Genomic DNA, 26592 nt, shown 5'->3' with positions numbered 1-26592 from the left:
GCGTTTTTTTATTTTTATGCTATGACAAATACTACTTTTTTAGATAAAATAGCACAGGTTCTAATTGAAAATAATACCGCTAATTTAGCTCATACCGTGGTGGTACTTCCTAATAAAAGGGCTAAAATTTTCCTGATTGAAGCACTTAAAAAACGGATTCAAAATAATATTTTGGCACCCGAAATTATTAGTATAGAAGATTTTATTCAGGATATTGCTGGTATTCGTAGTATTGATGCAATAGAATTACTTTTTGAGTTTTATAATGTTTATTTGTCGGTTACAGAAACAAACAATCAACAGTCTTTTGAATTGTTTGCTAATTGGGCAAAAACATTATTACAGGATTTTAATGAAATAGATCGTTATTTGCTGGATCCAACGCATGTTTTGTCTTATTTGAAAGATATTGAAGATATCAAAAGATGGGGTATAGAAGTCGAAAATAAAACAGCTTTACTTGAAAAATATATCGATTTTTGGAAGTTGCTTCCGCTTTATTATCAGTCATTATATGCTCATTTGTTAAAAAAAGGCGTCGGGTATCAAGGTTTGATTTATCGTGAAGCAGTTGAAAATTTGAATCTTTTTACTAATTCTATTACGAATAAACAATTTGTTTTTGCTGGATTTAATGCTTTAAACGCTTCAGAAGAGAAAATTGTTCAGCATTTGATGGCTAATGATTTGGCTAAAATCTATTGGGATGCCGATAAGACCTTCCTAAATGATCCGTATCATGATGCTGCATTGTTTTTACGTCGATTTAAAGAAAATTGGAAGTATTATAAATCGCATCCTTTTGAATGGATTGTGGATGATTTTTCACAGTCTAAAAATATTCAGCTAATTGGTACTTCTAAGAGTATTGGACAAGCTAAAATTTCAGGGAAAATAATTGAGCAAATTATAACCGAAAATCCAGCATCAAAACTGGATAAAGTAGCGGTGGTTTTGGGTGAGGAGAATCTTCTCGTTCCGCTTTTGTATTCTTTGCCTGCTTCGGTTGGAGCTTTGAATATTACAATGGGCTATTCCAGTAAAAACAATCCTGCGCAGATTTTGATTGCCAAATTATTTAAAATGCATACCAATGCTTTGTCAAGGAAATCATCAAGTTATGTTTTTTATTACAAAGATGTTTTGGATATTTTGACGCATCCTTTGGTGGAAGCCTATGCTCAAACAGCGACATTGGTAAACCGAATAAACACTAATAATTATACTTTTATCAGTCATCAAAAGCTGATGGAATTAAACGAGAATGCTACGGATTTATTTTTGTTGTTATTTCAAAAATGGGATTCGGGTTCGATTTCCGTATTGCAATCTGTTTCGAAATTATTGTTGACTGTAAAAGAGAATTTAAGTAATGATATTGAAGAAGATAAAATTACGAAAGCTTTCGTGTTTTCTATTTTTAAAGTAATCAATAAGCTTATCAATTATTATTCGCAGCATGAACATATTGATAAAATTGAAACTTTGCATGCCATTTACAAACAAGTAATTGATTTGGCTGAGGTTTCATTTGAAGGTGAACCTTTAAATGGTTTACAGATAATGGGAGTTTTAGAAAGTCGTGTTTTAGATTTTGAAACTGTGATTGTGACCTCATTGAATGAAGGAAAATTTCCAGCGGGTAAATCGCAAAATTCCTTTATTCCATATGATGTAAAACGTGAATTAGGTTTGCCTACTTTTAAAGAAAAAGACGCCATTTATACTTACCACTTTTATCATTTGTTGCAACGTGCCAAAAATGTGTATTTGTTGTATAATACAGAAAGTGAAGGTTTAGACGCAGGTGAAAAAAGCCGTTTTATAACCCAATTAGAAGTTGAAAAACAGCCAAAACACAATTTGACTCACGAAATTTACAATGCTATTTTACCTGAAACGGCTTATACTCCGATGATAATTGAAAAATCCGATTCGGTTATGCAACGCTTGAAAATAATTGCTGATGAAGGTTTTTCTCCTTCGGCATTGACATCGTATATTCGAAATCCGATTCAGTTTTATTTTCAAAAAATATTGCGTATCCGTGAAGTAGAAGAAGTGGAAGAAAATATTGCGTTGAATACTTTAGGGACGATTATCCACGAGACTTTACTGGCTTTATACACTCCTTTTATCGGTAAATTTATATCTGAGGCAGCTATTGAAAACGCTTTTAAATTAATCGATGATGAGGTTTTAAAGCAGTTTAAAATCGTTTACAAAGAGGGCGAGATCAAAAAAGGACGTAATCTTTTAGCTTTTGAAGTGGCTAAACGCAATGTTTCTAATTTTCTCAAAGTAGAATTAGAAAGTATAAAATCAGGGGATGCAATTAAAATTATAGCGTTGGAGCAAACATTTGAACGCATTTTACCACATCCTGATTTGCCTTTTCCTATCAAAATCAAAGGAAATGTGGATAGAATCGAAGAGCGCAACGGAATTATCAGAATTATTGATTATAAAACCGGAAAAGTTGAGAAAACAAATGTGACCTTAAAAAGCTGGGAAGGTTTGACTAAAGAAATAAAAAACGATAAAATCATCCAGGTTTTAGCTTATGTGTTCATGTTTGATCAAGAAGCTAATGGCAAACCAATTGAAGCCGGAATTATTTCTTTTAAGAATTTAAAATCCGGTTTTTTGCCTTTTAATTTTAAAGAAGATAAAGACGTACAGCAAATTATTAATCAGGAAATAATGACTAATTATTTGGAACAAATGGTGTTGTTATTGAAGGAGATTCTTGATGTAAGTATTCCATTTGAGGAAAAGGTTTAACCGCAAAGGTTACTGAGCTTTCGCAAAGAACAAAAAATTTTTTGAAAAAAATCTGTGTTAATCTGTGTAATCTGTGGTTAAATTTTTTATAAGAATGCGCTAAACCTTCTTAAAAAAGTCCAGCAAAACTTTAGTCAATTCTTCTTCATTCTCAATATGACTCATATGTCCGTCAGGGAAAGTGACTAATTGTACATCGGTTTCTTCAATTTGTTCTAAATTTTCTTCGTAATTTAAAACAGGATCTCTTTGACCCAGAATCAACATTTTTGGATAAGGTGTCAAATGCAAAATGACTTCTCTGTCCATTCTGGTTTTCATGCCTTCCAAAGCTGCAACGATTCCCTGAAGAGGTGTTTTTAAGGCTTCTTTTTTTACTAATTCAATTTGTTCTTTCAGGCGTTCTCTGTTTTCTTCGCTGAATAAATTGGCAATAGAAAGCGAAATAAAATTAGAAAAAGATTGCTTCACCGCTTTAATCGCACGGTCACGGTTTGCTTTTCTTTCGTCGCTGTCGGCACGTGAAGTAGAATTAAGCAAAACCATACCTTTTACATTATCCGGATACAATTCGGCGAAAGCCAAAGCTACATAACCACCCATCGAATGACCTACAAAAACAGCTTTTCTAATGTGTAATTTACTTAAAACAGCGTGAACTACATCGGCATTGTCTTCCATAGTATGTACATAACCCAAACACTCTGTTGCGCCGTGCCCTAATAAATCAATGGTAATGACACGGTTTTTTTTCGAAAATACCTCAATATAGTTGTTCCACATTTGTTGGTTTTCTAAAAAACCATGCAGTAAGACAACAGCAGTTCCTTTGCCAGAATCAGTATAAGCGATTTTAGTGTTTTTATAGAGAATGGAATTCAATTTTGACGCAATTTAGTAAGACAAAAATAGTTTTTTTATTTTTTTAAACCATATAAGTTTTGTAAGTTCATCAAAGTTTTTAGCGCCTTTCTTGTATTAAAAGTAGTATATTTGAGAAAAGGATTTTTTATTTATGAGTAAGATTTTAATAACAGGAAACGGATTTGATTTATTCCATCATTTACCAACCAAATACAATCATTTTATTTCGATAATGAAAACTATTGAAAAGTTTGAATTTAAGAAAGAAGTATCTTTTACTGATTTATTTGGTAGATTTTTTAAAGATAATTTTCCAAAAGATTTTGATTTAATTATAGAAAATTATGATGTTGAGAAAATTGAATTCGATAATTCAAAAATTAAACGTTTAGAGGAATTGTTACAAAAAAATCCGTGGTATGAATACTTCAAAACTGTTTTAGAAATAGAAACTTGGATTGATTTTGAAAGTGAAATTGAAGTCGTTTTAAATAGATTAAATTATTTTAGGAATAATATCAATACACTATATTTAAAAGAAAATTTTATTGAAGTTAGTTCTGATACATATTATGATCTTGAGTTGTTAGGTGTTATTAAGATTATTTCAAATAGAATTATAAAGTTACAGGATAGATATTTTAACAAAAGAAAATTTTCAATTGAAATGAAGTTAATTCTTGAAGATTTATCAAAATCATTTGAAGACTTTATCATTATTTTCAATAGATATTTAGTAGATATAGTTAGTGTCTTTTATCCTTTCTTAAAACAAAAAATATTGATTCCATTTCATTTAATTGATGAGATTTATACTTTTAATTACACTCCAACTTTAGAGAATATATATGGAGTTGATGAATCAAAAGTGATTTATTTGCACGGTGAAATAAATGATGATTCTTATAAACAGAATTTGGTCCTTGGTGTTAGTGATATCTTAGATGAATTAAAGCAATATAAATCTTATAGTTTCACAAAGTATTATCAAAAAATAAAGAAAAACTCAAATAATAAATACGTCTCAATTCCTTTAAAAAAAGTTGCTTATCATGAAGAAACTTTTTTCTATGTAATTGGACATTCGTTAGACATGTCTGATAAAGAGTATATTGTAGCTTTATTTGAATTTTTAGAACATGATATTTTAAATAAATCCAAAATTTATATTTTTTATTATAATGATATTGATAAAGATTGTAAAATTAGAAATTTATTAAGTATTCAAAAGGAGGAAGTTGTTTCGAGGTTACATAGAGAAAACAGACTTTGTTTTGTGGAATTGAATACAGAGAATTTAGATATTGAGTTTAATAAAGAATTGTATAAACATAATGTGGTTTTCTAGTTGGTTTATAGATTTTTATATTTCATAAAGCTGTTTAGTCATTTCGAGGAACGAGAAATCTCATAAGGTATCCAGTTAATGAGATTCCTCCTCCGTCGGAATGACAAACAGGGAGAGTATTGTTTTAAAAACGATTATCTCCATCTAATAGGTTTCCTAATCCGCCCAGTAAACTGCCTTCGTCACGACTGTTTCCACCGGCTTTTGGTGCCGAGGCGATGATTCTGTCGGCAAGACGGCTAAAAGGAAGGGATTGTATGTACACGGTTCCTGGTCCGCGAAGTGTGGCATAAAATAAACCTTCGCCTCCAAAAATAGAATTTCGGATACCGCCAATGAATTCAATATCATAATCGATATCCTGTGTAAATCCAATAATACAACCGGTGTCGACTTTTAGGATTTCGCCGGCTTTTAATTCTTTCTTGGCCATAGTTCCTCCAGAATGTACAAAAGCCATTCCGTCTCCTTCAATTTTTTGCATGATGAAACCTTCACCACCAAAAAGTCCGCGACCTAGTTTTTTTGAGAATTCAATTCCTACCGAAACGCCTTTGGCAGCACAAAGAAATGCATCTTTTTGACAAATGAATTTTCCACTGAATTGGGTTAAATCAATCGGGAGAATTTTTCCCGGATATGGTGAGGCAAAAGATACTTTGGCTTTGCCATAATTTTGATTAATAAAGGCAGTCATAAAAAGACTTTCACCAGTAAGCACTCGTTTTCCGGCACTGAGTAGTTTGCCAAAAATTCCGGTTTGTTCCTGAGAACCATCGCCAAAAATGGTTTGCATCTGTATGTTATTGTCCATCATCATAAAGCTGCCTGCTTCGGCAATGACAATTTCTTGTGGGTCTAATTCGATTTCAACGTATTGCATTTCTTCGCCAAAAATCTCGTAATCTATTTCGTGTGCTCTCATTTTTTATTGGATTGATAAAATTTATAGCGACTAATTTAGTAAAAATCTTTCAATTTTATAGGGTTTTGCACAGGGGATGGAAGCGGCATCCTTTTATCTCGTTTTTCAGAACGAGATAAAAGATATAGCGTACAGCCCGACCCGAAGGGATGTGCCATAAAAAATAACCTCAGATTCGCAGATTTTTTTATAGTTGATTAACTTTATTGTCTGTGAATTTGCGGTAAAATATTTTTGCCAACTCAAGCCTATACAAAAATGGCTCACATTACTGCGAGCCGTTTTTTTATATTAACCGATTACTGATCAATGCAAACTAGCTATTCATCAAATGCTCAATTTCCTCTACTTCAATTGGAATGTTTTTCATTAAGTTGAAAGGTTCTCCGTTTTGTTGAATGACAACATCATCTTCGATTCGGATACCAAAACCTTCGGCAGGAATGTAAATTCCTGGTTCAACAGTGAAAACCATATTGGCTTGCATTGGTTCGGTTAAAATTCCGTAATCGTGCGTGTCCAGTCCCATGTGGTGCGAAGTACCGTGCATGAAATATTTTTTATAAGCCGGCCAGTCCGGATTTTCGTTTTGAACATCGGCTTTGTCCAAAAGTCCTAATCCTAATAATTCCGATGTCATGATTTTGCCCACTTCGATATGGTATTGTTTCCAAAGTGTTCCCGGAGTCAGCATTTTAGTCGCTTCGTTTTTTACTCTTAAAACAGCGTTGTACACTGCTTTTTGTCTTTCGGAATAACGTCCTGAAACCGGAATGGTTCGGGTTAAATCACTTGAATAGTTTGCATATTCGGCAGCAACGTCAAGCAATAACAAATCACCTTCTTTACATTGTTGGTTGTTTTCGATATAATGCAAAACATTGGCATTATTTCCTGAAGCAATGATGGGTGTATACGCAAAACCTTTAGAACGGTTACGAACGAATTCGTGGATTAACTCAGCTTCGATTTCGTATTCCATTACATTTGGTTTTACAAAAGATAATAGACGACGGAAACCAAGTTCAGTAATGTTACAAGCTTGTTGAATCAAATCGATTTCTTCGCTTTCTTTTACCGAACGAAGACGGTGCAAGATAGGATTGCTTTTAGCCACCTGATGTGCCGGATACTTTTCTTTCCACCATTTTACAAAACGGGCTTCGCGGGTTTCGGTTTCAATTTTAGCACGATAATGTTCATTTGTATTGATATAAATCGTTTCTGAATACGTCATTAATTCGGCTAATACTTTTTCGAAATCCTGTAACCAATAAACAGTTTTAATTCCTGAAACTGAAAAAGCCTGATCCTTAGTTAATTTAGCGCCTTCCCAAATGGCAATTAATTCGCTGGTTTCTTTAAGGAATAGCATTTCTTTTTGATGTTCGTAAGGAGCATCTGGAAAAAGTAAAAGAATGCTTTCTTCCTGATCGATTCCGCTTAAGTAAAAAATGTCACGATGTTGTGCAAAAGGCAAAGTGCTGTCGGCACTAACTGGATAAATATCGTTGGAGTTGAAAACCGCAATACTTTTTGGTTTCATTTGAGCCGTAAATTTTTTGCGGTTTTTCACAAAAAGATTATGGTTTATTTGATGATATTTCATAATTGTAGAGTTTTTCGTTTCAATAGAAACAAAATTACTGTTTTTTAAATAGTAGCGTATATTCGAATTCTTAAAGTTTTCCCATAAAAAAAGCCGAAGTATCGATAATACTTCGGCTATATGGTGTTTTTTTTGTGGTTTTAGTCAATCCATTTGTAATAGCGTGCGCCAATTAATGTAGGGATTTCTTTTTCAATTCGGTCTAAAATCCATTCGTTTTTAGGAGTTTGAACGCTTTGTTTTTGTTCTTTTTTATGAAGTTTCTCGTAAGTGTCAAAATCAATTTCGAAACTCTCTTTTAAGTTTTCGAACAGTTTTACATTGGCTAAAGCCGATTTCCATTCGTCTTGAATAATTCCTTCGAATACTTTTGATTTGGATCCGCTTCCGTAAGCCAGGAAGCCAAAAGTGTTTCCTGTGATTTCTTTTTTCGAATCATAAAAATGTGCCAAAGTTGAAAGGAATCCCATGAAAATGGATCCTGTGTATAAGTTTCCGATTAATGAAGAAGCTAATTCAGCCGGCATTAATTTTTCCTGAACAAAGTTTTTGTATTCTTCGGTTTTACTGGTTTCTTTCAGTTTGTTTTGGTATTCAGCCGGAGTTTCTCCGCCTGAAATAATTGAATTTTCGGCATCCAAAGCGTAGATTTCAGATAACATACGACGACCTTGATAAGAATAAGGCAAGTGCATGATGATACTGTTCCAGCTTTGGTATAAAGTGGCTGAAGTTTCTTTTAATTTTTTGAACGAGAAATAGGCATTTCGGGTTCTGTCCATATAACATTGGTTCGAATATTGTCCGTCAAAAACCGGTTGGTCTTTGTGGATTTTGATTTCTGCTTCCAGATTGTCAAACCAGTTTTCGTTATTTGAGTTTCCTGTAATGGCTTCTTTTGTAATTGTTCGGTGCGGTTTGAAAAAGTCAAAAACACCTTTTGTATTAGTCGCCCAATGGTTTTCGAAGGCAATTATTTTTGGGTTTGCTGTAATCAGCATTGCAACTGCTCCAGCGCCCTGAGTGTATTCTCCAGTTGAATTTAGATCGTATTTAGCAAAGTCAGTAGTGACTACGATGGCTTTTTTTGTTGGGTTTAATTTGATATAATCAAGGCAGTTTTGCATTGCATCAACACCGCCAATACAGGCAAAAGTAAAATCAACCACATCGCATTCGGCTAAAGAATCTTTACCAAATTTTTGCTCCATTAAATCCACTAAATAAGATCCGATAGGTTTAGCATTGTCAATAGCGCTTTCGGTACCAACATAAATTCTGCTGATTTCGTTTAAGTCAATTTGGTTGTCCTGAATTAATTTGGTCAAAGCATTAGCAGCGAAAACCACGCTGTCCTGATGGGTGTCAGGCAAAGTCATCTTGATTAATCCTAAACCTTTTTCTAGTTTTTCAGGTTCTATGTTTCTGGCTTCCGCCAATGTTTTTATAGGTAAATGTAGTTTAGCAACGTCAAATGATAGTGCATCAATTCCTGTTTTCATTGTCATTTTTTTGAGTTTGCAAAGATAAAATGACACTTTGAAAATGCTGTTTTTTTTAGTACACAAAATAGCTTGATTTTGTGTTTTTTGTTGATTTTTATGTATTTAATCTGTAAAATTATCAAATGTGTATTTTTTAAGCCTTTGATTGCTAATATTTTATTTGTTTTTTGTGTTTATTTTATGTTTTTTATTTGTTTTTTATATTTTAAATAATTGATAATCAATATTTTGAATTGTTGTTTCTGGTTTAAAAAGATCTTTTTTAGTTAAAAACTTTATAACGTTTCTAAATAAGAGCGAAAAGGTTGTAGTTCGTTACTAATTACTCTATTTTTGTGTACTTTTTAAAACTATATTCTAAAAAATTATGGCAAAATCTGGATTATTGAAATCGTCAATAGCAAAAAAAGTAGCTATGGCACTTTCAGGACTTTTTTTGATGTTGTTCTTAGCACAGCATTTTTTTATCAATTTGATGTCAGTTTTCAGTGCTGATGTTTTTAATTCGATTTCTCATTTCATGGGATTGAATCCTTTGGTTCAGTTTGTTATTCAGCCAATCCTTATTATAGGTGTTGTATTTCACTTCATCATGGGGTTTGTTTTGGATATTCAAAACAAAAAAGCTAGACCAGTAGGATATGCGAGCTACAATGGAGCTGCCAATGCAAGTTGGGCTTCACGTAACATGATTATTTCTGGTTCGGTTATCTTAGCTTTCTTAGCATTACACTTTTATGATTTCTGGTTTCCGGAAATGGTATATAAGTATGTAGAATTTAATGCTGCAGAGGAAACAAGATATTTCCCTGAATTAGTAGAGAAATTCGAAAGTCCGGTTCGTACTGCTTTATATAGCTTATCTTTTATTTTATTGTCTTTGCACTTACGTCACGGTTTTAGTTCTTCTTTCCAATCAGTAGGACAAAACAATAAATATACAAAAGGGATGAAAGGTTTCGGATTATGGTTTTCTGTAATCGTTCCTTTAGGTTTCGTATTTATTGCATTATTTCATCATTTCAATCATTAATATTCAATTATAATGGCATTAGATTCAAAAATTCCAAATGGTCCAATTGCGGACAAATGGACAAATTATAAAGATCATATTAATTTAGTAAACCCAGCTAACAAGCGTAATTTAGATATTATTGTTGTTGGAACAGGTTTAGCTGGAGGTTCTGCAGCGGCTACATTAGCAGAATTAGGATATAACGTAAAAGCATTTTGTTTTCAGGATTCACCACGTCGTGCGCACTCTATTGCGGCACAAGGGGGTATCAATGCAGCAAAAAATTATAAAGGAGATGGTGATTCTGTTCACAGATTGTTCTACGATACTGTAAAAGGAGGAGATTACCGTGCTCGTGAGGCAAACGTATATCGTTTGGCTGAAGTTTCTGCTAATATTATTGACCAATGTGTGGCTCAAGGGGTGCCATTGGCTCGTGAGTATGGTGGATTATTAGATAACCGTTCTTTTGGAGGAACATTGGTATCTCGTACATTTTATGCACAAGGTCAAACAGGACAACAATTATTGTTAGGAGCTTATTCTGCAATGAACCGTCAAATTGGTCGTGGAAAAATCAAAATGTACAACCGTCACGAAATGCTTGAATTAGTTAAAATTGACGGAAAAGCAAGAGGTATTATCGCTCGTAACTTAATTACAGGAGAAATTGAAAGACATTCAGCTCACGCTGTTGTTATTGCTTCAGGAGGTTACGGAAATGTATTTTTCTTGTCAACTAACGCAATGGGTTCTAATGCTACTGCTGCATGGAAAATCCACAAAAAAGGAGCTTTCTTTGCAAACCCTTGTTATACACAAATTCACCCAACCTGTATTCCGGTTTCAGGAGATCACCAATCAAAATTAACATTGATGTCTGAATCTCTTCGTAATGACGGACGTATCTGGGTTCCTGCAAAGTTAGAGGATGCACAGGCTATTCGTGAAGGAAAGAAAAAAGCAACTGATATTGCTGAGGCAGACAGAGATTATTTCTTAGAAAGAAGATACCCTGCTTTTGGTAACTTAGTACCTCGTGACGTAGCGTCTCGTGCTGCTAAGGAAAGATGTGATGCTGGTTTTGGTGTGAATAAAACAGGAGAAGCTGTTTATTTAGATTTTGCTGCAGCTATTCAACGTTATGGTTCAGAAGCTGCTTATGTGAAAGGTTTAGATGCTAATGACAAAGCTTTGGTAACTAAATTAGGTACAGAAATTGTAAAAAGTAAATACGGAAACTTATTCCAAATGTATTTCAAAATCGTTGACGAGGATCCATATACTACGCCAATGATGATTTATCCAGCAGTTCACTACACAATGGGTGGAACTTGGGTTGATTATAACTTGATGACTACTATTCCCGGATGTTTCTCTATTGGAGAGTCTAACTTCTCTGACCACGGTGCTAACCGTTTAGGAGCTTCTGCTTTGATGCAAGGTTTGGCTGATGGTTATTTTGTATTGCCATATACAATTGGTGATTACTTGGCACCAGATATCAAAATGGGTCCTATTTCTACTGACAGACCAGAATTTGATGAGGCTGAAAAATCAGTTAAAGAATTGATTTCAGGTTTTATTAATAATAAAGGAACGCACTCAGTTGACTATTTCCACAAAAAATTAGGTAAAATTATGTGGAATAAAGTAGGTATGGCTCGTAACGAAAAAGGATTAAATGAAGCGATTGTTGAAATTGCTGCTTTACGTGAAGAGTTTTATAAAGATGTAAAAGTACCTGGAACAGATAAAGAATTCAATCAGGAATTAGAGAAAGCAATTCGTGTTGCCGATTTCTTAGAATTAGGAGAATTGTTTGCTAAAGATGCTTTACACCGTAAAGAATCTTGTGGAGGTCACTTCCGTGAGGAGTACCAAACAGAAGAAGGGGAAGCGCTTCGTGATGATGATAACTTTGCGTATGTTGCTGCTTGGGAATACAAAGGAAAACCAAGTGATGCAGTGTTACACAAAGAAGCATTGAATTACGAAAACATTAAATTAGTTCAACGTAGTTATAAATAGTATTTCGGGAAAGTCTTGATACTTGTTTCTTAATACTTAATACTTAGACAAAATGAAACTTACATTAAAAATATGGCGTCAAAAAAACGCTCAAGATAAAGGGAGAATGGTCGATTATAAAATCGACGGAATCGAACCTGATATGTCATTCCTTGAAATGCTTGACGTATTCAACGAACAACAAATCAATGCAGGAGAAGAACCAGTAGCTTTTGACCACGATTGTCGTGAGGGAATCTGCGGAATGTGTTCTTTATTCATCAATGGAGAAGCTCACGGACCAGACAGAGGAGTAACTACATGTCAATTACACATGCGTATGTTTAAAGATGGTGATACTATCACAATCGAGCCATTCCGTGCTGCTGCTTTCCCAGTTGTGAAGGATTTAGTGGTTGACAGAAGTTCTTTTGACAGAATTCAACATGCTGGAGGATTTATTTCTGTTAATACTTCAGGAAACACAATCGATGCAAATACAATTCCGGTAAATAAAGATGATGCTGACAAAGCTTTTGATGCTGCAACTTGTATTGGATGTGGAGCTTGTGTAGCTACATGTAAAAACTCTTCGGCTATGTTATTTGTTTCTGCAAAAGTTTCTCAATATGCTTTGTTGCCACAAGGTAGAGTTGAAGCTGCTGACCGTGTATTGAACATGGTAAAACAAATGGATGAAGAAGGTTTTGGTAACTGTACTAATACAGGAGCTTGTGAGATCGAGTGTCCAAAAGGAATTTCTCTTGAAAACATCGCTCGTATGAATAGAGAATATTTATCTGCTAGTTTGAAAGGATAATATGCCCCTAGCCCCTAAAGGGGAACAAGATTTCTATATATAAACGCATTCATTAAGGATGCGTTTTTTTGTTGAATTAAATGTTGAGTTTCTCTGTGGTAACTTTCCGTATCTTTGTGTAATAACTTTTTTCTATGAAAATAGCACTTATTCAATCCGATTTAATTTGGGAAAATCCAAAGGCAAACCGAGTTCATTTCGAAGAAAAAATCAATGGAATTGATGAATCTGTTGATTTAATTGTACTTCCTGAAATGTTTGCTACAGGTTTTACTATGAATCCGGCTAAGGTGGCTGAGACCATGCAGGGAGAAACGGTACAATGGATGCAATCTTTGGCGAAAGCCAAAAATACAGCCATAACCGGAAGTCTGGTAATTGAAGAAGCTGGGAATTTTTATAACCGAATGCTGTTTGTGTTTCCTTCGGGAGAAATTCAGTTTTATGATAAAAGGCATTTGTTTACGTTGGCAGGAGAAGATAAGGTTTATACAGCAGGCAAACAGAAATTAATAGTAGACTATTTGGGTTGGAAAATATGTCCGTTGGTATGTTACGATTTGCGTTTTCCGGTATTTTCCAGAAATGTGGAAAATTATGATTTGCTGTTGTATGTAGCAAGTTGGCCCGAAAAAAGAATCCAGGCTTGGGATGCTTTGTTAAAAGCACGTGCTATAGAAAATATGAGTTATGTTGTAGGTGTGAACCGCACAGGTGTTGACGGAAATCAACATCCGTATAATGGGCACTCACAGCTAGTTGATTTCCTCGGAGATTATTTAGTAAATCCACAGGAATCGGAAGCTGTAGTTATAGAGGAACTGAATCGTGAAAATATGCTTGCAATCCGAAAAGCAATGGGCTTTTTGAATGATAGAGATGCTTTTCAGTTATTATAATTTACTTTTTTTTCTTTTTGTCCTCTTTTTTAATTGGTGGTGTGTAAGGGATGCTTAAATCAAATGTTTGTTCGACATCCCAATTGGCTCTTACGTCTATTTCTCCTGAAAAATAAATTACTTCTTCAGCATATTTCTTTTCCAGAAAATTTCCCGGATCGTATTGTTTGTTTTTATTAGTGTCGTAAATTGCTCTCAAAGAAAACTGAGCAGGATCTAATAAGGTGAAATTAACAGAGGTTTCCCTTTCGGTATAATAACTAGCGACTACTTCTCCTGTAGATTTTAAAAGTTCAACAATGACAGGGAAAGATTTGACCTTTTCTAATTTGATTTTTAAATTACCATATTCTTCTAATTCTTTTGTGCTAATTTGATAATTTAAAGTGTCATTGGTATGCTCAAAAAAATCAGTTAATGCTCCAGGTAAAATGTTGATTGAGTATTTTTGAGCAGTTTCTTTTTTGAAGTCAAAAAATAATTTTTGATTGAATTCATCGTAAGCAGTAGTGAATTTTACGGCAACAGAATCTTTGTTAATTAATTTTATTTTTGATTCGTCAAATTTCACTAAAGGAGTGGATGCTTCTAATCCAAAAGAATCATAAAATCCAGCAGGGTTTACAGCGTTAATTGTTAAGCTGTCTTTCTTTTGATTTCTGATTTTTAATGCAAAAGTTTTGTTGTACTCTCCATGAGCAACCTCTACTTTTAAAGAATCCGTTTTAATTGGTTTCATCCAAATTTGTAATGAATCTTTTTTTGGTAGTTTAGTGACAATGCTTTCCAGAATTTCATTTTTATTTTTTAATGTGACTTTAGGTTTTGATGTTGCCTTAGAAAAGTTTCCTTCAAATCCCATGAATAATTTATTAGCTGATTCCTGTGACGGTTTAAAAGCTTTAAAAGGGAGTTTTTCTTTGAACAATTCTACTTCAAATAATGTGTCGTTTGGAATGGTAATAAAGTCTTTTATAAAACCTATTTTTTCGGTTTTTGGATCAAATTTGTTGTTGTTATTCAAATCTTTTAAAGCAATCAAACGGTATTTTCCAGCTTTTAGATTTTCAAGTTGGAAGGTTTTTAAACTGTCTAAAGTATTAGTAATGTATCTTGGTCCAGGGATTTTTCCTTTAGAATCTTTTTGGTTATAAATGATAGAGTCGTTGTAAGTTTCGTTTGCTTCGTACAGCATTACTGAAATAAAGGATTCTGCTTCTTTTTCGAAAGCGTATTTTACTTTTCCACGTAACGCTAAGGAATCAATGTAGTCTCCGGTAGAAAATACATATTTGAATTGGTTTAGTGGGTTTCCTTCATTGTTGTCGGTTAAACTTTGACCAAAATTAAAACTATAAGTAGTGTTAGGCTGAAGTGTGTCTGCAATTTTTATTGTAATAACTTTGCTCGCTGTTGTAGGTATAATGAGCGGTTCATTTTTCATTGGTGGCGAAATCACTAATTGTTTTCTAAGGTTTTTTAGAATAACTATCTCATCAAACTCTAATTTGATTTGTTTGGAATTAAATTTTGTGCTAAAATTTTTCGGGAAACTATTACTTAAACTAGGAGCAATAGTGTCTTTTAAGCCACCTGTGATAGAACCTCTTTTGGCACAACTGAAAATTGTGATTAGTATTATTATTACCGAGATATATTTTAGTTTGTCTTTCAACATGAAATTTAAAATTTAGAGATTACAAAATAACAATTATAATTACTGGAATTAAAACTTTTTATGGATTTATTAAGTAGTATTTGTTTGGTTTAAAATTGGATTTCTTGCGTTTTATCCAGGAATACTATGTTGTAATTCGAAGCTAATTCTTACTTTAGCGATATTAAACTACTTTTTTTGAAACTACACACTTTATATCTTCTTTTGATTTTGTTGTTTTTTTCTTGTGATAAAAAAGAGAAGACTTGTGTTTCATTTTATTATTGGAAAACCAATTATGAATTGACTACTGCAGAACAAGAAGCGATTCGGGACAATAATGTTCAAAAAATTTATATCCGCTATTTTGATATTGATTGGAATTCCAATACAAAAGCGGCTTTTCCCAGAAGTCCGATTCATTTTATTCAGAAACCAACTGTTAAGAATATTGTGCCAGTAGTTTATATTAAAAATAACGTGATGTTACAAGCTGCTTTAGATGTTGATGATTTAGCACAAAAAACAGTACGTTTTATTGCAACTATTAACCGTACAAATGGTATAAATTGTAATGAAATTCAAATTGATTGTGATTGGAGTTTAGATTCAAAGTATAATTATTTAGCGTTTATAGAGCGGTTTAAATCTATTTCGAAGAAAAAAATATCCGCAACAATTCGTTTGCATCAGGTAAAATATTTTGAAAAAACAAAGATTCCAAATGTCGATTCCGGAGTTTTAATGTACTATAACATGGGTACAATTTCTATGAAATCAGGGAATTCTATTTATGACAGAAGCATTGCGCAACGTTATATTTCAAGTTTAAATCAATATCCTTTGGTTTTAAATGTTGCCTTGCCTATTTATTCCTGGGGAATTCATAGCAGAGATAATTCTATTTTGGGTTTGCGGAGTAAATTGACTGTGGAGGATTTACAGAAAGATGAAAATTTTCTAGCTATTGATGCAACGACTTTCAAAGTGATACAATCTAATTACCGAAAAGGAGTTTTTTATAAAAAAGAGGATTTGGTAAAAATAGAAACAGTAACAGCTGGGGATTTAAAAGAAATGGCCGAAGATTTAGAGGAAAATGTGGCACAAAAGCCCAAAGAAATTATATTTTACGATTTAGATCAGGATAATTTGAAAAATTATGAAAAGAATATTTTTAAGCAAGTTAGTAGTTGTTTTTAGTGCTGTTTTGATGTTTGCCTATGGCGTGATTTATGCTTGTGGCGGCGGAGATTGGTTTGACAATTGGTATTACAATTCTAATTTTACTCCGGAAACCTTTGTTGATAAATCCTATTCGCCTTTGTTTTTATCAGGAGATGTTTTTTACGGAATTGGTTTTGACAAAGGACATAATTCAAGGTTCAATGATCAAATTGTATCCGAGTGGCAGTCTTATTTGAAAGGAAAAATGAATCCTCAATATGTAAAAGAATTTTTATTGGAAAACAACCGTAGGATAACGGTGGAAGAGTTGTATTTCTTTTTTAAGACTAAAAAGGAAAATGAATCTTCGTTAGGATTTGCTTCTAAAATGAATTTGAAAGAGGCGAAAATTAAAGAATTTATTAATTTTTTATACTTAGCACAGCAAATAGAAACCGTTTCAATTGGGGAAGAAAATTGGGGTTATGATCCGGTAGTTTCAAAAGAATTTACAAATTCGGACGTTATCGAGGAAATAGAAAATAAATACAATAGAACCAAAGATTCCTTTCTGAAAAACCGCTATTGGTTTCAAACCATAAAGGCTAATTTTTATAGTGATACTAAACAAAGAGCAATTGATTTTTTCCATAAAACTGAGGGCTTAATTCCTAAAAACACTTTGTATTACAGAGCTATTGGATATTTGGCAGGAATTCATCATAAACAGGGAAATTACGCTGTTTCTAATTATTTATACAGTCAGGTTTTTGACAAATGTCCCGAAATGCGTGTTGTCGCGGCCTATAGTTTTCGTCCGCAGGAAGAAAGCGACTGGAAACAATCATTAGTAATGGCAAAAACCAATCAGGAAAAAGCAGCACTTTGGGCAATAAGAGGTTATTATAATGACGAAGAAGAAGCTATTGCCAAAATATTTGAGTTAGATCCTAAAAGTTCTCACCTAGATTATTTATTGACCCGATTGATAAATAATCAGGAAAATAAAATAGGAGGTGACAGGGAAAATCCTTCAAAAGAACTAAGTAAAAAGGAACAAATTTCTAAATTGAATCCCTCCGTTTTGGAGTTGGTAACTAAGATTAATGTTTCCAATGCTACTGCTAAACCTTATTTGTGGAATATGGCTTTGGGTTATTTGCAAACTTTACATGGTGAATATGCAAAGGCAGACCAAAACTATAATCAGGCTGAAAAGGATATGCCAAAAACAGTTTTGGCTAGCAATCAATTGCGATTGCTTCGTTTTGTGAATAATTTGAATAAAATATCCAAAATTGATGAGAGTTCAGCCCAAACCATTTTAAAGGATTTGAAGTGGTTGTATCAGGAGTTGCCTAGAACTAAAATTGAAAATTTCCGATTTGATCATGCTTCTAATTGGAGCCGACACTATTTGTCTTCTTTGTTTAAAGCTCAAAATAATGCGGTTATGGCTGAGTTGTTTTCGCAAACCACCGAATATTATGCGGGTAATATGGGTAATTCGTTTTATGATAATGAAAAGAATCTTCTGGATATGAAGACTTTTTTATCAAAATCTAAAAAAACAGAATTGGAACAAATTGCCGAAGGGATTTATAATTTAAAGTTGAAAGATATTATTAATTTTCAAGCTGTGAAGGCCGCATTTCAAAACAAAATTCCTGAAGCAATAGTGTTTTTGAAACAAACGGATGCTGTTCAATTCCAGTTGTTGTATGGAAATCCCTTTAATGGAAATATAAAAGATTGTCACGATTGTGAACATTTGGCTTTTCAAAAAAAGAAATATTCTCAAATTGATTTTTTGAATACTATCCAATTAATGCAGGAAAAATTAGCGGCAAATGAAGATGTTTACAATAATAGTTTGTTGTTAGGAAATGCGTTTTACAATATCTCTCATTTTGGAAATGCAAGAACGTTTTACGAGATTAGCATTGTAGGCTATGGATCTAGTCCGACTTATTTTAGAGAATCAATGAAAAAGATGATTGTTGATTGTTCAGTGTCTAAAATGTATTATCAAAAAGCATTATTGGCAGCAACTACAAAAGAACAAAAAGCAAAATGTAGTTATTTGTTAGCTAAATGTGAGCGTAATGATTTTTATAACGAACGTTATTATTTTAAAAATAAAGATTATTGGGAATTCTACGGAGACAAGCTTAATTTTTTAGCATGGAATGGATTCAAAACTTTGCAAAAAGATTATTCGGATACTAAATATTATCAAGATGTGATTAGGGAATGCGGTTATTTTAATACCTTTATTAATCAGTAGTAGGTTTTTGAAGTTGGGAAAAACAGAAAAATGAAAAAAATTGATCATATCGGAATCGCTGTAAAAGATATTGAAGTTTCAAATGTTTTGTTTGAAAAATTATTGGGAGTTTCGCCTTATAAGTTAGAAGAGGTGGAAAGCGAAAGTGTTTTGACTTCTTTTTTCAAGACAGATACCAATAAAATTGAACTTTTAGCAGCCACAAATCCTGATAGTCCTATTGCTAAATTCCTTGAAAAAAAAGGTGAGGGGATTCATCATATAGCTTTTGAGGTACAAAATATTCAGGATGAGATTAAAAGGCTAAAAGGAGAGGGTTTCGTTGTTTTGAACGAAATTCCTAAAAAAGGTGCGGACAATAAGTTAGTCGTTTTTTTGCATCCCAAAAGTACAAATGGAGTTTTGATTGAGCTTTGTCAAAGTATATGATTCTAATAATCAATGCGTTTCTTTTGTGTTGTTTTTTTATCTAAAGCAGAAGTGTAAAACTAAGTCAAAAATATTTGGAGCAAACAAAAATTAGTAGTAATATTGCAAACTCTTAACCGGTCCTATAGCTCAGCTGGTTAGAGCACCTGACTCATAATCAGGTGGTCCCTGGTTCGAGCCCAGGTGGGACCACTAACTAGCAAAATCAAGCCTTCATAGTAATATGAGGGCTTTTTTGTTTAAAATGTGTTTTTTTTTACAAAAAAGGCAAAATGATGAATATAATCGATGAAAAGCCTTTAAAATTAACGTTTTAAACAAGGTTTCTTTTGGGGTGAATCCTTTTATTGGTATATCTTTGTTCTTTTGTGATGATTTGTCTTTGGGATGAAAAAAAATCGATTTAAATATATTGTTTTAATAGCGCTTTTGTTAGTGAGTATTAAAGCAGTTACTCAGCCTCCGCCTCCGGGTTTAGAGTGTTGTGATGAATTATTGGAAATAACCGGAGATATGAATGTTTATAATGAGTGTAGGAATAGTTCTAATCCTGGAGCGTATTGTACCGCTGCTTTGCCGGTTGATCACTCTAATTATTTTTTGGTATTCGCAATAGGTTTCGGGATAGTGTTGGCTTCTTTTGTGATATTTGAAATAAGACATAAAAAAACTCCAGTGTAGACTAGAGTTTTTTTATGTCTTATTTCAATTCGATAAGTCGTGATACATATTTTCCTATTACATCAAATTCAAGATTTATATTTGATCCAACTACGAAATTTTTAAAATTTGTATGTTCGTGAGTGTAAGGAATGATGGCTACACTAAATTGATTTTTTTGTGAATTTACAACTGTTAAGCTTACACCGTTAACTGTAATGGAGCCTTTTTCGATTGTTAGATTGTTTAGTTGGTCATCGTATTCAAAGGTGTAAAGCCAGCTTCCGTTAGTTTCTGAAATCGCAATGCAGTTTCCGGTTTGGTCTACGTGACCCTGAACAATATGGCCATCTAAACGATCGCCTAGTTTCATAGCTCTTTCCAGATTGACTATGTCGCCTTCTTTCCAGCTGCCTAAATTTGTTTTTTTTATGGTTTCGTCTATGGCGGTTACGGTGTAGGAGTTATCTTTTATAGCTACTACGGTTAAGCATATTCCATTGTGAGCGACACTTTGGTCTATTTTGAGTTCATTTGTTATGGCAGAGTCAATTGTTACGTGAATATTGTCTTTGTCTTGTTTTATTTCTTGGATAGTTCCAAGGGTTTCTATGATTCCTGTAAACATTCTTGTTTTATTTTACTAAATTTGCACATCAAAATTAGCAATAAAAACTCGTGGATATGGTTAAAAAGGCAGAAAATATTATCGTAGGAATTTCAATAGGAGATTTAAATGGTATTGGAAGCGAAGTAGTTTTAAAAACATTCGAAGATACAAGAATGTTGGAGCTTTGTACGCCTGTTATTTTTGCTAATGTTAAAATTTTATCTTTTATTAAAAGAAATTTAGAACTTACCGTAGCGCTTCATGGGATAGATAAACTGGATCAGCTCGTTCCGGGGAAAATTAATGTTTTGAATGTTTGGAAAGAAGGTGTCGATTTAAATTTAGGAGTTAATGATGATAAAGTAGGGGAGTATGCTATTAAGTCTTTCGTTGCGGCAACTAAGGCTTTGAAAGAAGATTTGATAGATATTTTGGTGACTGCTCCTATTAATAAGTATAATATTCAATCGGAAGATTTTAAATTTCCAGGGCATACGGATTATTTAGATCAAGAATTAGAAGGTGATGCTTTGATGTTTATGGTGCATGACGATTTAAGAGTGGGTTTGCTTACAGATCATGTGCCTATTAACCAAGTTGCTTCTCGTTTAACTGAGGATTTGATTGTTAGAAAAATAAAGACGGTTAAGGAGTCTTTAATAAAGGATTTTAGTATAAATAATCCAAAAATTGCTGTTTTAGGTTTGAATCCGCATTGTGGAGATGGTGGGGTTATAGGTAAAGAGGATGAAGAATTAATTCGTCCGGTTTTGAAAAAAATGTTTGATGAAGGAACAATGGTTTTTGGGCCTTTCCCTGCTGATGGATTTTTTGGAAGTGGTCATTACGAAAAATTTGATGCCGTTATTGCTACTTATCATGATCAAGGATTGGTTCCTTTTAAGACTTTGTCTTTTGGTAAAGGGGTTAATTTTACGGCTGGTTTGAGTAAGGTAAGGACGTCTCCGGATCATGGAACGGCTTATGATATTGCAGGAAAAGGAATCGCTGATTTTAATTCTTTTAAAGAAGCGGTGTATTTAGCTATAGATGTCTATCGTTCAAGGATTCAGCATGCGGAGATGGTTGAAAATCCCTTAAAAGTTAAGGAAAAATAAATGTAAATAAAAAAAGATTAATAACGTTATTGGTTTTACAATAATTTTATATCTTTGCACTCCCGAAGTTACGGGCAAAATTTTGTTGAAATGGACAGGACTAAAGAATTTTTAATTCCTTTTGTAGGTTTAAAGTTAGGAAAACATCATTTTGAGTATCAGATAGATAATGCGTTCTTTGATAACTTTGAGTATGATGAATTTCAGAATTCAGGTGTCAAAGTATCGGTGGTTTTGGAGAAAAATAGCAATATGCTTGAGTTGAATTTTAAGCATAAAGGAACCGTAAATGTTCCTTGTGACTTAACGGGAGAAGATTTTGATTTGCCAATAAAAGGTAAAATGAAATTGATTGTTCGTTTTGGTGAAGTGTATAATGATGATAATGAGGAGTTGCTAATTTTGCCTTTTGGAGAATTTGAAATAAATATAGCACAATATGTTTATGAAATGATTGCTCTTTCGGTACCCCAAAAACGAATTCATCCAGGAGTAAAAGATGGAAGTTTAAAAACTGAAGCTTTAGATAAACTGAATGAATTGCAAGTCAAAGAAGTTGAGAAAAAAGAGAATAAAGAAGAGAATATAGACCCGCGTTGGGACAAATTAAAGCAACTATTAACGGATAAATAATATAGTAAAATGGCACATCCTAAGAGAAAAACTTCGAAAACAAGAAGAGACAAGAGAAGAACACATTATAAAGCTACTGTAGCTCAAATTGCTACTTGTCCTGTTACAGGAGAAGCTCACTTATATCACAGAGCTTACTGGCATGAAGGAAAAATGTATTACAGAGGGCAAGTGGTTATTGACAAGTCAGAAGCTACTTTTGCATAATATGTTTTTATAAAAAATACAAAAACTCTCACATTAGTGAGAGTTTTTTATTGTTTGTGATTTTCGTTAAATTAGAAGTTTTTAAAGATAGAGGGTTTGGATTTTTTTTGTACTTTTAACCCCTTTTTAAACGTTTTCTTTTGTGTAAAAACAGAAGGGAAAATATCCGAATAAAATGAATAAAATTACGGCCGCAATTACTGCTGTTGGAGCTTATGTTCCAGATTTTGTGCTTACAAACCAGGTGCTTGAAACGATGGTTGACACAAACGACGAGTGGATTACTTCTCGTACAGGAATAAAAGAAAGAAGAATTTTAAAAGATGCTGACAAAGGAACTTCTTTTTTAGCTATAAAGGCAGCTGAAGATTTAATTGCTAAAGCTAATATAAACCCTTTAGAAATTGATTTGGTTTTAATGGCAACAGCAACACCTGATATGCAGGTTTCTGCTACTGGTGCTTATGTTGCTACTCAAATAGGCGCAACCAATGCTTTTGCATATGACTTACAGGCAGCTTGTTCCAGTTTTTTATACGGAATGTCTACAGCTGCAGCCTACATCCAATCAGGAAGATATAAAAAAGTGTTATTAATTGGGGCTGATAAAATGTCTTCCATAGTTGATTATACTGATAGAACAACTTGTATTATTTTTGGTGATGGTGCAGGAGCTGTATTATTTGAACCTAATACTGAAGGTCTTGGATTGCAAGATGAGTATTTAAGAAGTGATGGAATTGGCCGTGATTTCTTAAAAATTGATGCGGGAGGATCTTTGCATCCGCCTACAATTCAAACAGTTGAAGAGAAAAGACACAGTATCAGACAAGATGGTAAAACAGTATTTAAATATGCTGTAACAAATATGGCTGATGCTAGTGAGCAAATTTTAAAAAGAAATAATTTAACAAATGAAGATGTAGACTTTTTAGTTCCTCATCAGGCGAATAAACGTATCATTGATGCTACGGCAAATCGTATGAATTTAGAGGAATCTAAAGTTTTAATGAATATTGAAAGATATGGTAATACCACATCGGCAACTTTGCCTTTGGTTTTAAATGATTTCGAACATTTGTTTAAAAAAGGAGATACTATTATTTTTGCTGCATTTGGAGGAGGATTCACCTGGGGATCTATTTACCTTAAATGGGCATATAACAAACAATAAATTTAAACTAAAATCGTAAATATTATGGATTTAAAAGAAATTCAGAACCTAATTAAATTTGTATCCAATTCTGGTGTTGCTGAAGTAAAATTAGAAATGGATGATGTAAAAATTACTATTAGAACTGTATTAGAAAGTAATACTCCTGAGCCAGCTTATGTACAACAATTACCTGCAGCAGCTCCTGTTCAACAAATTGTAGCTACACCAGCAGCTCCAGTTGCAGCGGCTCCGGTGGCAGCAGCTCCAGCTGCAGATGATACTTCAAAATATATCACTATTAAGTCACCAATGATTGGTACTTTTTACAGAAAACCATCTCCAGACAAACCAATGTTTGTTGAAGTAGGAAGTTCTATTGCTAAAGGTGATGTTTTATGTGTTGTTGAAGCAATGAAATTATTTAACGAAATCGAATCTGAAGTTTCTGGAAAAATCGTTAAAATATTAGTTGATGATATGTCTCCAGTAGAATTTGATCAACCATTATTCTTAGTAGACCCATCATAATTTTTTAAAAATTCCAATAGACAAATCACAAAATCCAAGCATTTGGAATTTGGAGATTGGAATTTGTAATTTTTAATATAAAAGAGATGTTTAAAAAAATATTAGTTGCAAACAGAGGAGAAATTGCACTTCGTGTAATCAGAACGTGCAAGGAAATGGGAATTAAAACAGTTGCTGTTTACTCTACTGCTGATGCAGAAAGTTTGCATGTAAAGTTTGCTGATGAAGCGGTTTGTATTGGACCTGCACCAAGCAACTTGTCCTATTTGAAAATGTCAAATATTATTGCTGCAGCAGAAATTACAAATGCTGATGCAATTCACCCAGGATATGGTTTCCTTTCTGAAAATTCTAAATTTTCAAAAATCTGTCAGGAACACGGAATTAAGTTCATTGGAGCTGCGCCGGAAATGATTGACAGAATGGGAGACAAAGCTACTGCAAAATCAACTATGATTGAAGCAGGAGTTCCATGTGTTCCAGGTTCAGAAGGGATTTTAGAGTCTTATGAACAAGCAAAAAAAGTAGCTAAAGAAATTGGATATCCAGTAATGATGAAAGCTACTGCCGGTGGTGGTGGTAAAGGAATGCGTGCTATCTGGAAAGAAGAGGATTTACTAAAAGCTTGGGAAAGTGCTCGTCAGGAAGCGGCTGCTGCTTTTGGAAATGACGGAATGTACATGGAAAAATTGATTGAAGAGCCACGTCATATCGAAATTCAAGTAGTAGGAGATTCTTATGGAAAAGCTTGTCATCTTTCTGAAAGAGATTGTTCTGTTCAAAGACGTCACCAAAAATTAACTGAAGAAACACCTTCTCCATTCATGACCGATGAATTACGTCAAAAAATGGGTGAAGCAGCTGTAAAAGCAGCTGAATATATTAAATATGAAGGAGCTGGTACGGTAGAATTCTTAGTAGATAAACACCGTAATTTCTACTTCATGGAAATGAATACCCGTATTCAGGTAGAACACCCTATTACGGAGCAGGTTATTGATTACGATTTGATTCGTGAGCAAATTATGGTAGCTGCAGGAATTCCTATTTCTGGTAAAAACTATTTACCACAATTACACGCTATCGAGTGTCGTATCAATGCCGAAGATCCATATAATGATTTTAGACCATCACCTGGAAAAATTACAACTTTACACATGCCAGGTGGACACGGAGTACGTTTAGATACTCACGTGTATTCAGGTTATACAATTCCGCCTAACTATGATTCAATGATTGCTAAGTTGATTACTACAGCGCAAACGCGTGAGGAAGCAATTAGTAAAATGAGAAGAGCTTTGGATGAATTTGTAATCGAAGGTATCAAAACTACTATTCCTTTCCATAGACAATTAATGGATGATCCTCGTTATATCTCGGGTGATTATACTACTGCCTTTATGGAATCATTCAAAATGAATGACCCAGAATAAGTAAAAAAATAAATTTTTGCGAAAGCCGTATCGTTTGATGCGGCTTTTTTTATAGCTAAAAGTGTGTAATAAGTATACAGTTTTTAAGGGTGTTACACAGTAGTATACATTTTGTGTAAACGATTAATTTTTTTAATTATTTGATAATTAGTTTTTTAGGTATTTGCTTGTTTGCTTTAAAAATGTGGTACGAAAATTTCATTGTAGAATGTATAAATCATTAATAACAATTAAATATTATATACCATGAAAAAAATAGTTTTAACAGCAGCAATCGTATTAGGAAGTTTAACAGCAATGAATGCTCAAACGGGAGAGAAAGATTCAACTCCAACTCAACAAGAAACGCCAGCAACAGATTCTTATACAGAAATTAAAATCGAAGAAATTCCTGCGGCAATTACTGATGCTTTAAAGAAAGCATATCCAGAAGCAATAATTAATAAGGCTTATGTAAGTGATAAAAAAGAGTATAAGCTGGAAGTTAAAGTGGGAGAAAAGGTAGGTGCATTATATGCAGACGAAAATGGAAAATGGATTCAAAAATAATTAAGAAAATAAGTTTAAATTAAAAATTACACAACATGAAAAAAATAGTTTTAACCATAGCAATTGTATTAGGAAGTTTAACGGCAATAAACGCCCAAACGGAACAGAAAGAAACAACTCCAGCACAACAAGAAACACCCGCTACGGATGCCTTTACTGAAATTAAAATCGAAGAACTTCCAGCCGCTGTTACCGAAGCTTTAAAAAAATCGTATCCTGATGCTGTTTTGTCAAAAGCTTTCGTTAATGATAAGAAAGAGTATAAATTAGAAATATCGGTTAAAGACCAGGCAGCTACTGTTTATTCAGATGTTAATGGGAACTGGATTCAAAAATAAGCTTCGCGAATTAGCTTATTGTTATTTAAAAAGACTGTCTT

Annotated in this window: 24 protein-coding genes and 1 tRNA gene; 19 read left to right on the top strand and 6 right to left on the bottom strand. The window is 33.4% G+C overall.

All coding sequences use genetic code 11. From position 1 onward, the window contains the following. Nucleotides 1–21: 21 nt before the first annotated feature. Nucleotides 22–2784: a PD-(D/E)XK nuclease family protein gene (locus AAEO59_RS09255; protein WP_341700452.1), complete on the top strand. Its 2763-nt coding sequence runs from the start codon at nt 22–24 to the stop codon at nt 2782–2784. A gap of 99 nt (nt 2785–2883) precedes the next feature. Here AAEO59_RS09255 and AAEO59_RS09250 read toward each other — a convergent pair whose 3' ends face one another. Then, the gene (locus AAEO59_RS09250; RefSeq protein ID WP_341700451.1) at nt 2884–3666 is read right to left on the bottom strand and encodes an alpha/beta fold hydrolase; all 783 of its coding nucleotides are present in this window, start codon (nt 3664–3666) and stop codon (nt 2884–2886) included. A gap of 133 nt (nt 3667–3799) precedes the next feature. On the opposite strand from AAEO59_RS09250, the gene AAEO59_RS09245 reads away from it, so the two are divergent. Further along, a complete protein-coding gene (locus tag AAEO59_RS09245; protein WP_341700450.1) occupies nt 3800–4996 on the top strand; it encodes an AbiH family protein in 1197 nt (398 codons plus the stop codon). Between the two features lie 124 nt (nt 4997–5120). On the opposite strand, the gene AAEO59_RS09240 is transcribed toward AAEO59_RS09245, so the two are convergent. From AAEO59_RS09240 to AAEO59_RS09230, 3 genes are all read right to left on the bottom strand, one after another. After that, the gene (locus AAEO59_RS09240) at nt 5121–5921 is read right to left on the bottom strand and encodes a TIGR00266 family protein (RefSeq protein ID WP_341700449.1); all 801 of its coding nucleotides are present in this window, start codon (nt 5919–5921) and stop codon (nt 5121–5123) included. A gap of 316 nt (nt 5922–6237) precedes the next feature. Continuing rightward, on the bottom strand, nt 6238–7530 hold the full coding sequence (locus AAEO59_RS09235; protein WP_341700448.1) for an aminopeptidase P family protein: 1293 nt from the start codon (nt 7528–7530) through the stop codon (nt 6238–6240). A gap of 140 nt (nt 7531–7670) precedes the next feature. Then, the gene (locus AAEO59_RS09230) at nt 7671–9032 is read right to left on the bottom strand and encodes a hydroxymethylglutaryl-CoA synthase family protein (RefSeq protein ID WP_341700447.1); all 1362 of its coding nucleotides are present in this window, start codon (nt 9030–9032) and stop codon (nt 7671–7673) included. 370 nt (nt 9033–9402) lie between these two features. On the opposite strand from AAEO59_RS09230, the gene AAEO59_RS09225 reads away from it, so the two are divergent. From AAEO59_RS09225 to AAEO59_RS09210, 4 genes are all read left to right on the top strand, one after another. Further along, complete coding sequence (locus tag AAEO59_RS09225; RefSeq protein ID WP_341700446.1) at nt 9403–10068, top strand: succinate dehydrogenase cytochrome b subunit; 666 nt, start codon at nt 9403–9405, stop codon at nt 10066–10068. Nucleotides 10069–10080: 12 nt separating this feature from the next. Next, complete coding sequence (locus AAEO59_RS09220) at nt 10081–12081, top strand: fumarate reductase/succinate dehydrogenase flavoprotein subunit (protein ID WP_341700445.1); 2001 nt, start codon at nt 10081–10083, stop codon at nt 12079–12081. Nucleotides 12082–12133: 52 nt separating this feature from the next. After that, on the top strand, nt 12134–12880 hold the full coding sequence (locus tag AAEO59_RS09215; RefSeq protein ID WP_278034628.1) for a succinate dehydrogenase/fumarate reductase iron-sulfur subunit: 747 nt from the start codon (nt 12134–12136) through the stop codon (nt 12878–12880). Between the two features lie 134 nt (nt 12881–13014). Continuing rightward, a complete protein-coding gene (locus AAEO59_RS09210; RefSeq protein WP_341700444.1) occupies nt 13015–13779 on the top strand; it encodes an amidohydrolase in 765 nt (254 codons plus the stop codon). 1 nt (nt 13780) lies between these two features. Here the strand turns inward: AAEO59_RS09210 and AAEO59_RS09205 are convergent, their stop codons facing one another. Beyond that, entirely contained in the window at nt 13781–15457 is a 1677-nt protein-coding gene (locus AAEO59_RS09205) for an Ig-like domain-containing protein (RefSeq protein WP_341700443.1), read from the bottom strand. 177 nt (nt 15458–15634) lie between these two features. On the opposite strand from AAEO59_RS09205, the gene AAEO59_RS09200 reads away from it, so the two are divergent. From AAEO59_RS09200 to AAEO59_RS09180, 5 genes are all read left to right on the top strand, one after another. Next, the gene (locus AAEO59_RS09200; protein ID WP_341700442.1) at nt 15635–16639 is read left to right on the top strand and encodes a hypothetical protein; all 1005 of its coding nucleotides are present in this window, start codon (nt 15635–15637) and stop codon (nt 16637–16639) included. Further along, on the top strand, nt 16599–18890 hold the full coding sequence (locus tag AAEO59_RS09195; protein WP_341700441.1) for a hypothetical protein: 2292 nt from the start codon (nt 16599–16601) through the stop codon (nt 18888–18890). The genes AAEO59_RS09200 and AAEO59_RS09195 overlap by 41 nt, the downstream gene beginning before the upstream one ends. Nucleotides 18891–18920: 30 nt before the next feature. Next, nucleotides 18921–19319 (top strand): methylmalonyl-CoA epimerase, encoded by a 399-nt coding sequence (gene mce, locus AAEO59_RS09190; protein WP_341700440.1) that lies wholly within the window; start codon nt 18921–18923, stop codon nt 19317–19319. Nucleotides 19320–19437: 118 nt separating this feature from the next. Next, a tRNA-Ile gene (locus AAEO59_RS09185) sits at nt 19438–19511 on the top strand. Between the two features lie 195 nt (nt 19512–19706). Continuing rightward, nucleotides 19707–20000, top strand: a complete 294-nt coding sequence (locus tag AAEO59_RS09180; protein WP_341700439.1) for a hypothetical protein — start codon at nt 19707–19709, stop codon at nt 19998–20000. A gap of 19 nt (nt 20001–20019) precedes the next feature. Here AAEO59_RS09180 and AAEO59_RS09175 read toward each other — a convergent pair whose 3' ends face one another. After that, nucleotides 20020–20607 (bottom strand): riboflavin synthase, encoded by a 588-nt coding sequence (locus AAEO59_RS09175; protein ID WP_341700438.1) that lies wholly within the window; start codon nt 20605–20607, stop codon nt 20020–20022. 56 nt (nt 20608–20663) lie between these two features. Between AAEO59_RS09175 and pdxA the strand changes: the two genes are divergently transcribed. The 8 genes from pdxA (at nt 20664) to AAEO59_RS09135 (ending at nt 26551) form a co-directional block, all read left to right on the top strand. Further along, on the top strand, nt 20664–21707 hold the full coding sequence (gene pdxA, locus AAEO59_RS09170) for a 4-hydroxythreonine-4-phosphate dehydrogenase PdxA (RefSeq protein WP_341700437.1): 1044 nt from the start codon (nt 20664–20666) through the stop codon (nt 21705–21707). Between the two features lie 90 nt (nt 21708–21797). Then, entirely contained in the window at nt 21798–22340 is a 543-nt protein-coding gene (locus tag AAEO59_RS09165; protein WP_341700436.1) for a YceD family protein, read from the top strand. A 9-nt stretch (nt 22341–22349) separates the two neighbouring features. Next, nucleotides 22350–22547 carry a 50S ribosomal protein L32 gene (rpmF, locus tag AAEO59_RS09160; protein ID WP_026715365.1) on the top strand — a complete coding sequence of 66 codons (198 nt, stop codon included), beginning with the start codon at nt 22350–22352 and terminating at the stop codon, nt 22545–22547. Between the two features lie 175 nt (nt 22548–22722). Then, nucleotides 22723–23721 carry a beta-ketoacyl-ACP synthase III gene (locus AAEO59_RS09155; protein WP_341700435.1) on the top strand — a complete coding sequence of 333 codons (999 nt, stop codon included), beginning with the start codon at nt 22723–22725 and terminating at the stop codon, nt 23719–23721. 24 nt (nt 23722–23745) lie between these two features. Further along, nucleotides 23746–24231 carry an acetyl-CoA carboxylase biotin carboxyl carrier protein gene (gene accB, locus AAEO59_RS09150; RefSeq protein WP_341700434.1) on the top strand — a complete coding sequence of 162 codons (486 nt, stop codon included), beginning with the start codon at nt 23746–23748 and terminating at the stop codon, nt 24229–24231. Between the two features lie 86 nt (nt 24232–24317). Next, on the top strand, nt 24318–25664 hold the full coding sequence (accC, locus tag AAEO59_RS09145; RefSeq protein WP_341700433.1) for an acetyl-CoA carboxylase biotin carboxylase subunit: 1347 nt from the start codon (nt 24318–24320) through the stop codon (nt 25662–25664). Nucleotides 25665–25910: 246 nt separating this feature from the next. Further along, nucleotides 25911–26213: a hypothetical protein gene (locus tag AAEO59_RS09140; protein WP_341700432.1), complete on the top strand. Its 303-nt coding sequence runs from the start codon at nt 25911–25913 to the stop codon at nt 26211–26213. Between the two features lie 35 nt (nt 26214–26248). Beyond that, on the top strand, nt 26249–26551 hold the full coding sequence (locus AAEO59_RS09135) for a hypothetical protein (protein WP_341700431.1): 303 nt from the start codon (nt 26249–26251) through the stop codon (nt 26549–26551). The last annotated feature ends 41 nt before the right edge of the window (nt 26552–26592 follow it).

Origin of the sequence: Flavobacterium flavipallidum, from assembly GCF_038289905.1 — a bacterium.
GTDB lineage: Bacteria > Bacteroidota > Bacteroidia > Flavobacteriales > Flavobacteriaceae > Flavobacterium > Flavobacterium flavipallidum.
This window is presented reverse-complemented; position numbering and strand designations above follow the sequence as displayed.

Excerpts from the sequence above, each read along its gene's own strand:
- AAEO59_RS09255 (WP_341700452.1), top strand. The coding sequence starts at position 22 with ATGACAAATACTACTTTTTTAGATAAAATAGCACAGGTTCTAATTGAA.
- AAEO59_RS09140 (WP_341700432.1), top strand. The coding sequence starts at position 25,911 with ATGAAAAAAATAGTTTTAACAGCAGCAATCGTATTAGGAAGTTTAACA.
- AAEO59_RS09135 (WP_341700431.1), top strand. The coding sequence starts at position 26,249 with ATGAAAAAAATAGTTTTAACCATAGCAATTGTATTAGGAAGTTTAACG.
- AAEO59_RS09165 (WP_341700436.1), top strand. The coding sequence starts at position 21,798 with ATGGACAGGACTAAAGAATTTTTAATTCCTTTTGTAGGTTTAAAGTTA.
- AAEO59_RS09180 (WP_341700439.1), top strand. The coding sequence starts at position 19,707 with ATGAAAAAAAATCGATTTAAATATATTGTTTTAATAGCGCTTTTGTTA.
- AAEO59_RS09230 (WP_341700447.1), bottom strand. The coding sequence starts at position 9,032 with ATGAAAACAGGAATTGATGCACTATCATTTGACGTTGCTAAACTACAT.
- accC (WP_341700433.1), top strand. The coding sequence starts at position 24,318 with ATGTTTAAAAAAATATTAGTTGCAAACAGAGGAGAAATTGCACTTCGT.
- AAEO59_RS09210 (WP_341700444.1), top strand. The coding sequence starts at position 13,015 with ATGAAAATAGCACTTATTCAATCCGATTTAATTTGGGAAAATCCAAAG.
- AAEO59_RS09215 (WP_278034628.1), top strand. The coding sequence starts at position 12,134 with ATGAAACTTACATTAAAAATATGGCGTCAAAAAAACGCTCAAGATAAA.
- rpmF (WP_026715365.1), top strand. The coding sequence starts at position 22,350 with ATGGCACATCCTAAGAGAAAAACTTCGAAAACAAGAAGAGACAAGAGA.
- accB (WP_341700434.1), top strand. The coding sequence starts at position 23,746 with ATGGATTTAAAAGAAATTCAGAACCTAATTAAATTTGTATCCAATTCT.
- pdxA (WP_341700437.1), top strand. The coding sequence starts at position 20,664 with ATGGTTAAAAAGGCAGAAAATATTATCGTAGGAATTTCAATAGGAGAT.
- AAEO59_RS09240 (WP_341700449.1), bottom strand. The coding sequence starts at position 5,921 with ATGAGAGCACACGAAATAGATTACGAGATTTTTGGCGAAGAAATGCAA.
- AAEO59_RS09205 (WP_341700443.1), bottom strand. The coding sequence starts at position 15,457 with ATGTTGAAAGACAAACTAAAATATATCTCGGTAATAATAATACTAATC.
- AAEO59_RS09155 (WP_341700435.1), top strand. The coding sequence starts at position 22,723 with ATGAATAAAATTACGGCCGCAATTACTGCTGTTGGAGCTTATGTTCCA.
- AAEO59_RS09225 (WP_341700446.1), top strand. The coding sequence starts at position 9,403 with ATGGCAAAATCTGGATTATTGAAATCGTCAATAGCAAAAAAAGTAGCT.
- AAEO59_RS09235 (WP_341700448.1), bottom strand. The coding sequence starts at position 7,530 with ATGAAATATCATCAAATAAACCATAATCTTTTTGTGAAAAACCGCAAA.
- AAEO59_RS09245 (WP_341700450.1), top strand. The coding sequence starts at position 3,800 with ATGAGTAAGATTTTAATAACAGGAAACGGATTTGATTTATTCCATCAT.
- mce (WP_341700440.1), top strand. The coding sequence starts at position 18,921 with ATGAAAAAAATTGATCATATCGGAATCGCTGTAAAAGATATTGAAGTT.
- AAEO59_RS09195 (WP_341700441.1), top strand. The coding sequence starts at position 16,599 with ATGAAAAGAATATTTTTAAGCAAGTTAGTAGTTGTTTTTAGTGCTGTT.
- AAEO59_RS09175 (WP_341700438.1), bottom strand. The coding sequence starts at position 20,607 with ATGTTTACAGGAATCATAGAAACCCTTGGAACTATCCAAGAAATAAAA.
- AAEO59_RS09220 (WP_341700445.1), top strand. The coding sequence starts at position 10,081 with ATGGCATTAGATTCAAAAATTCCAAATGGTCCAATTGCGGACAAATGG.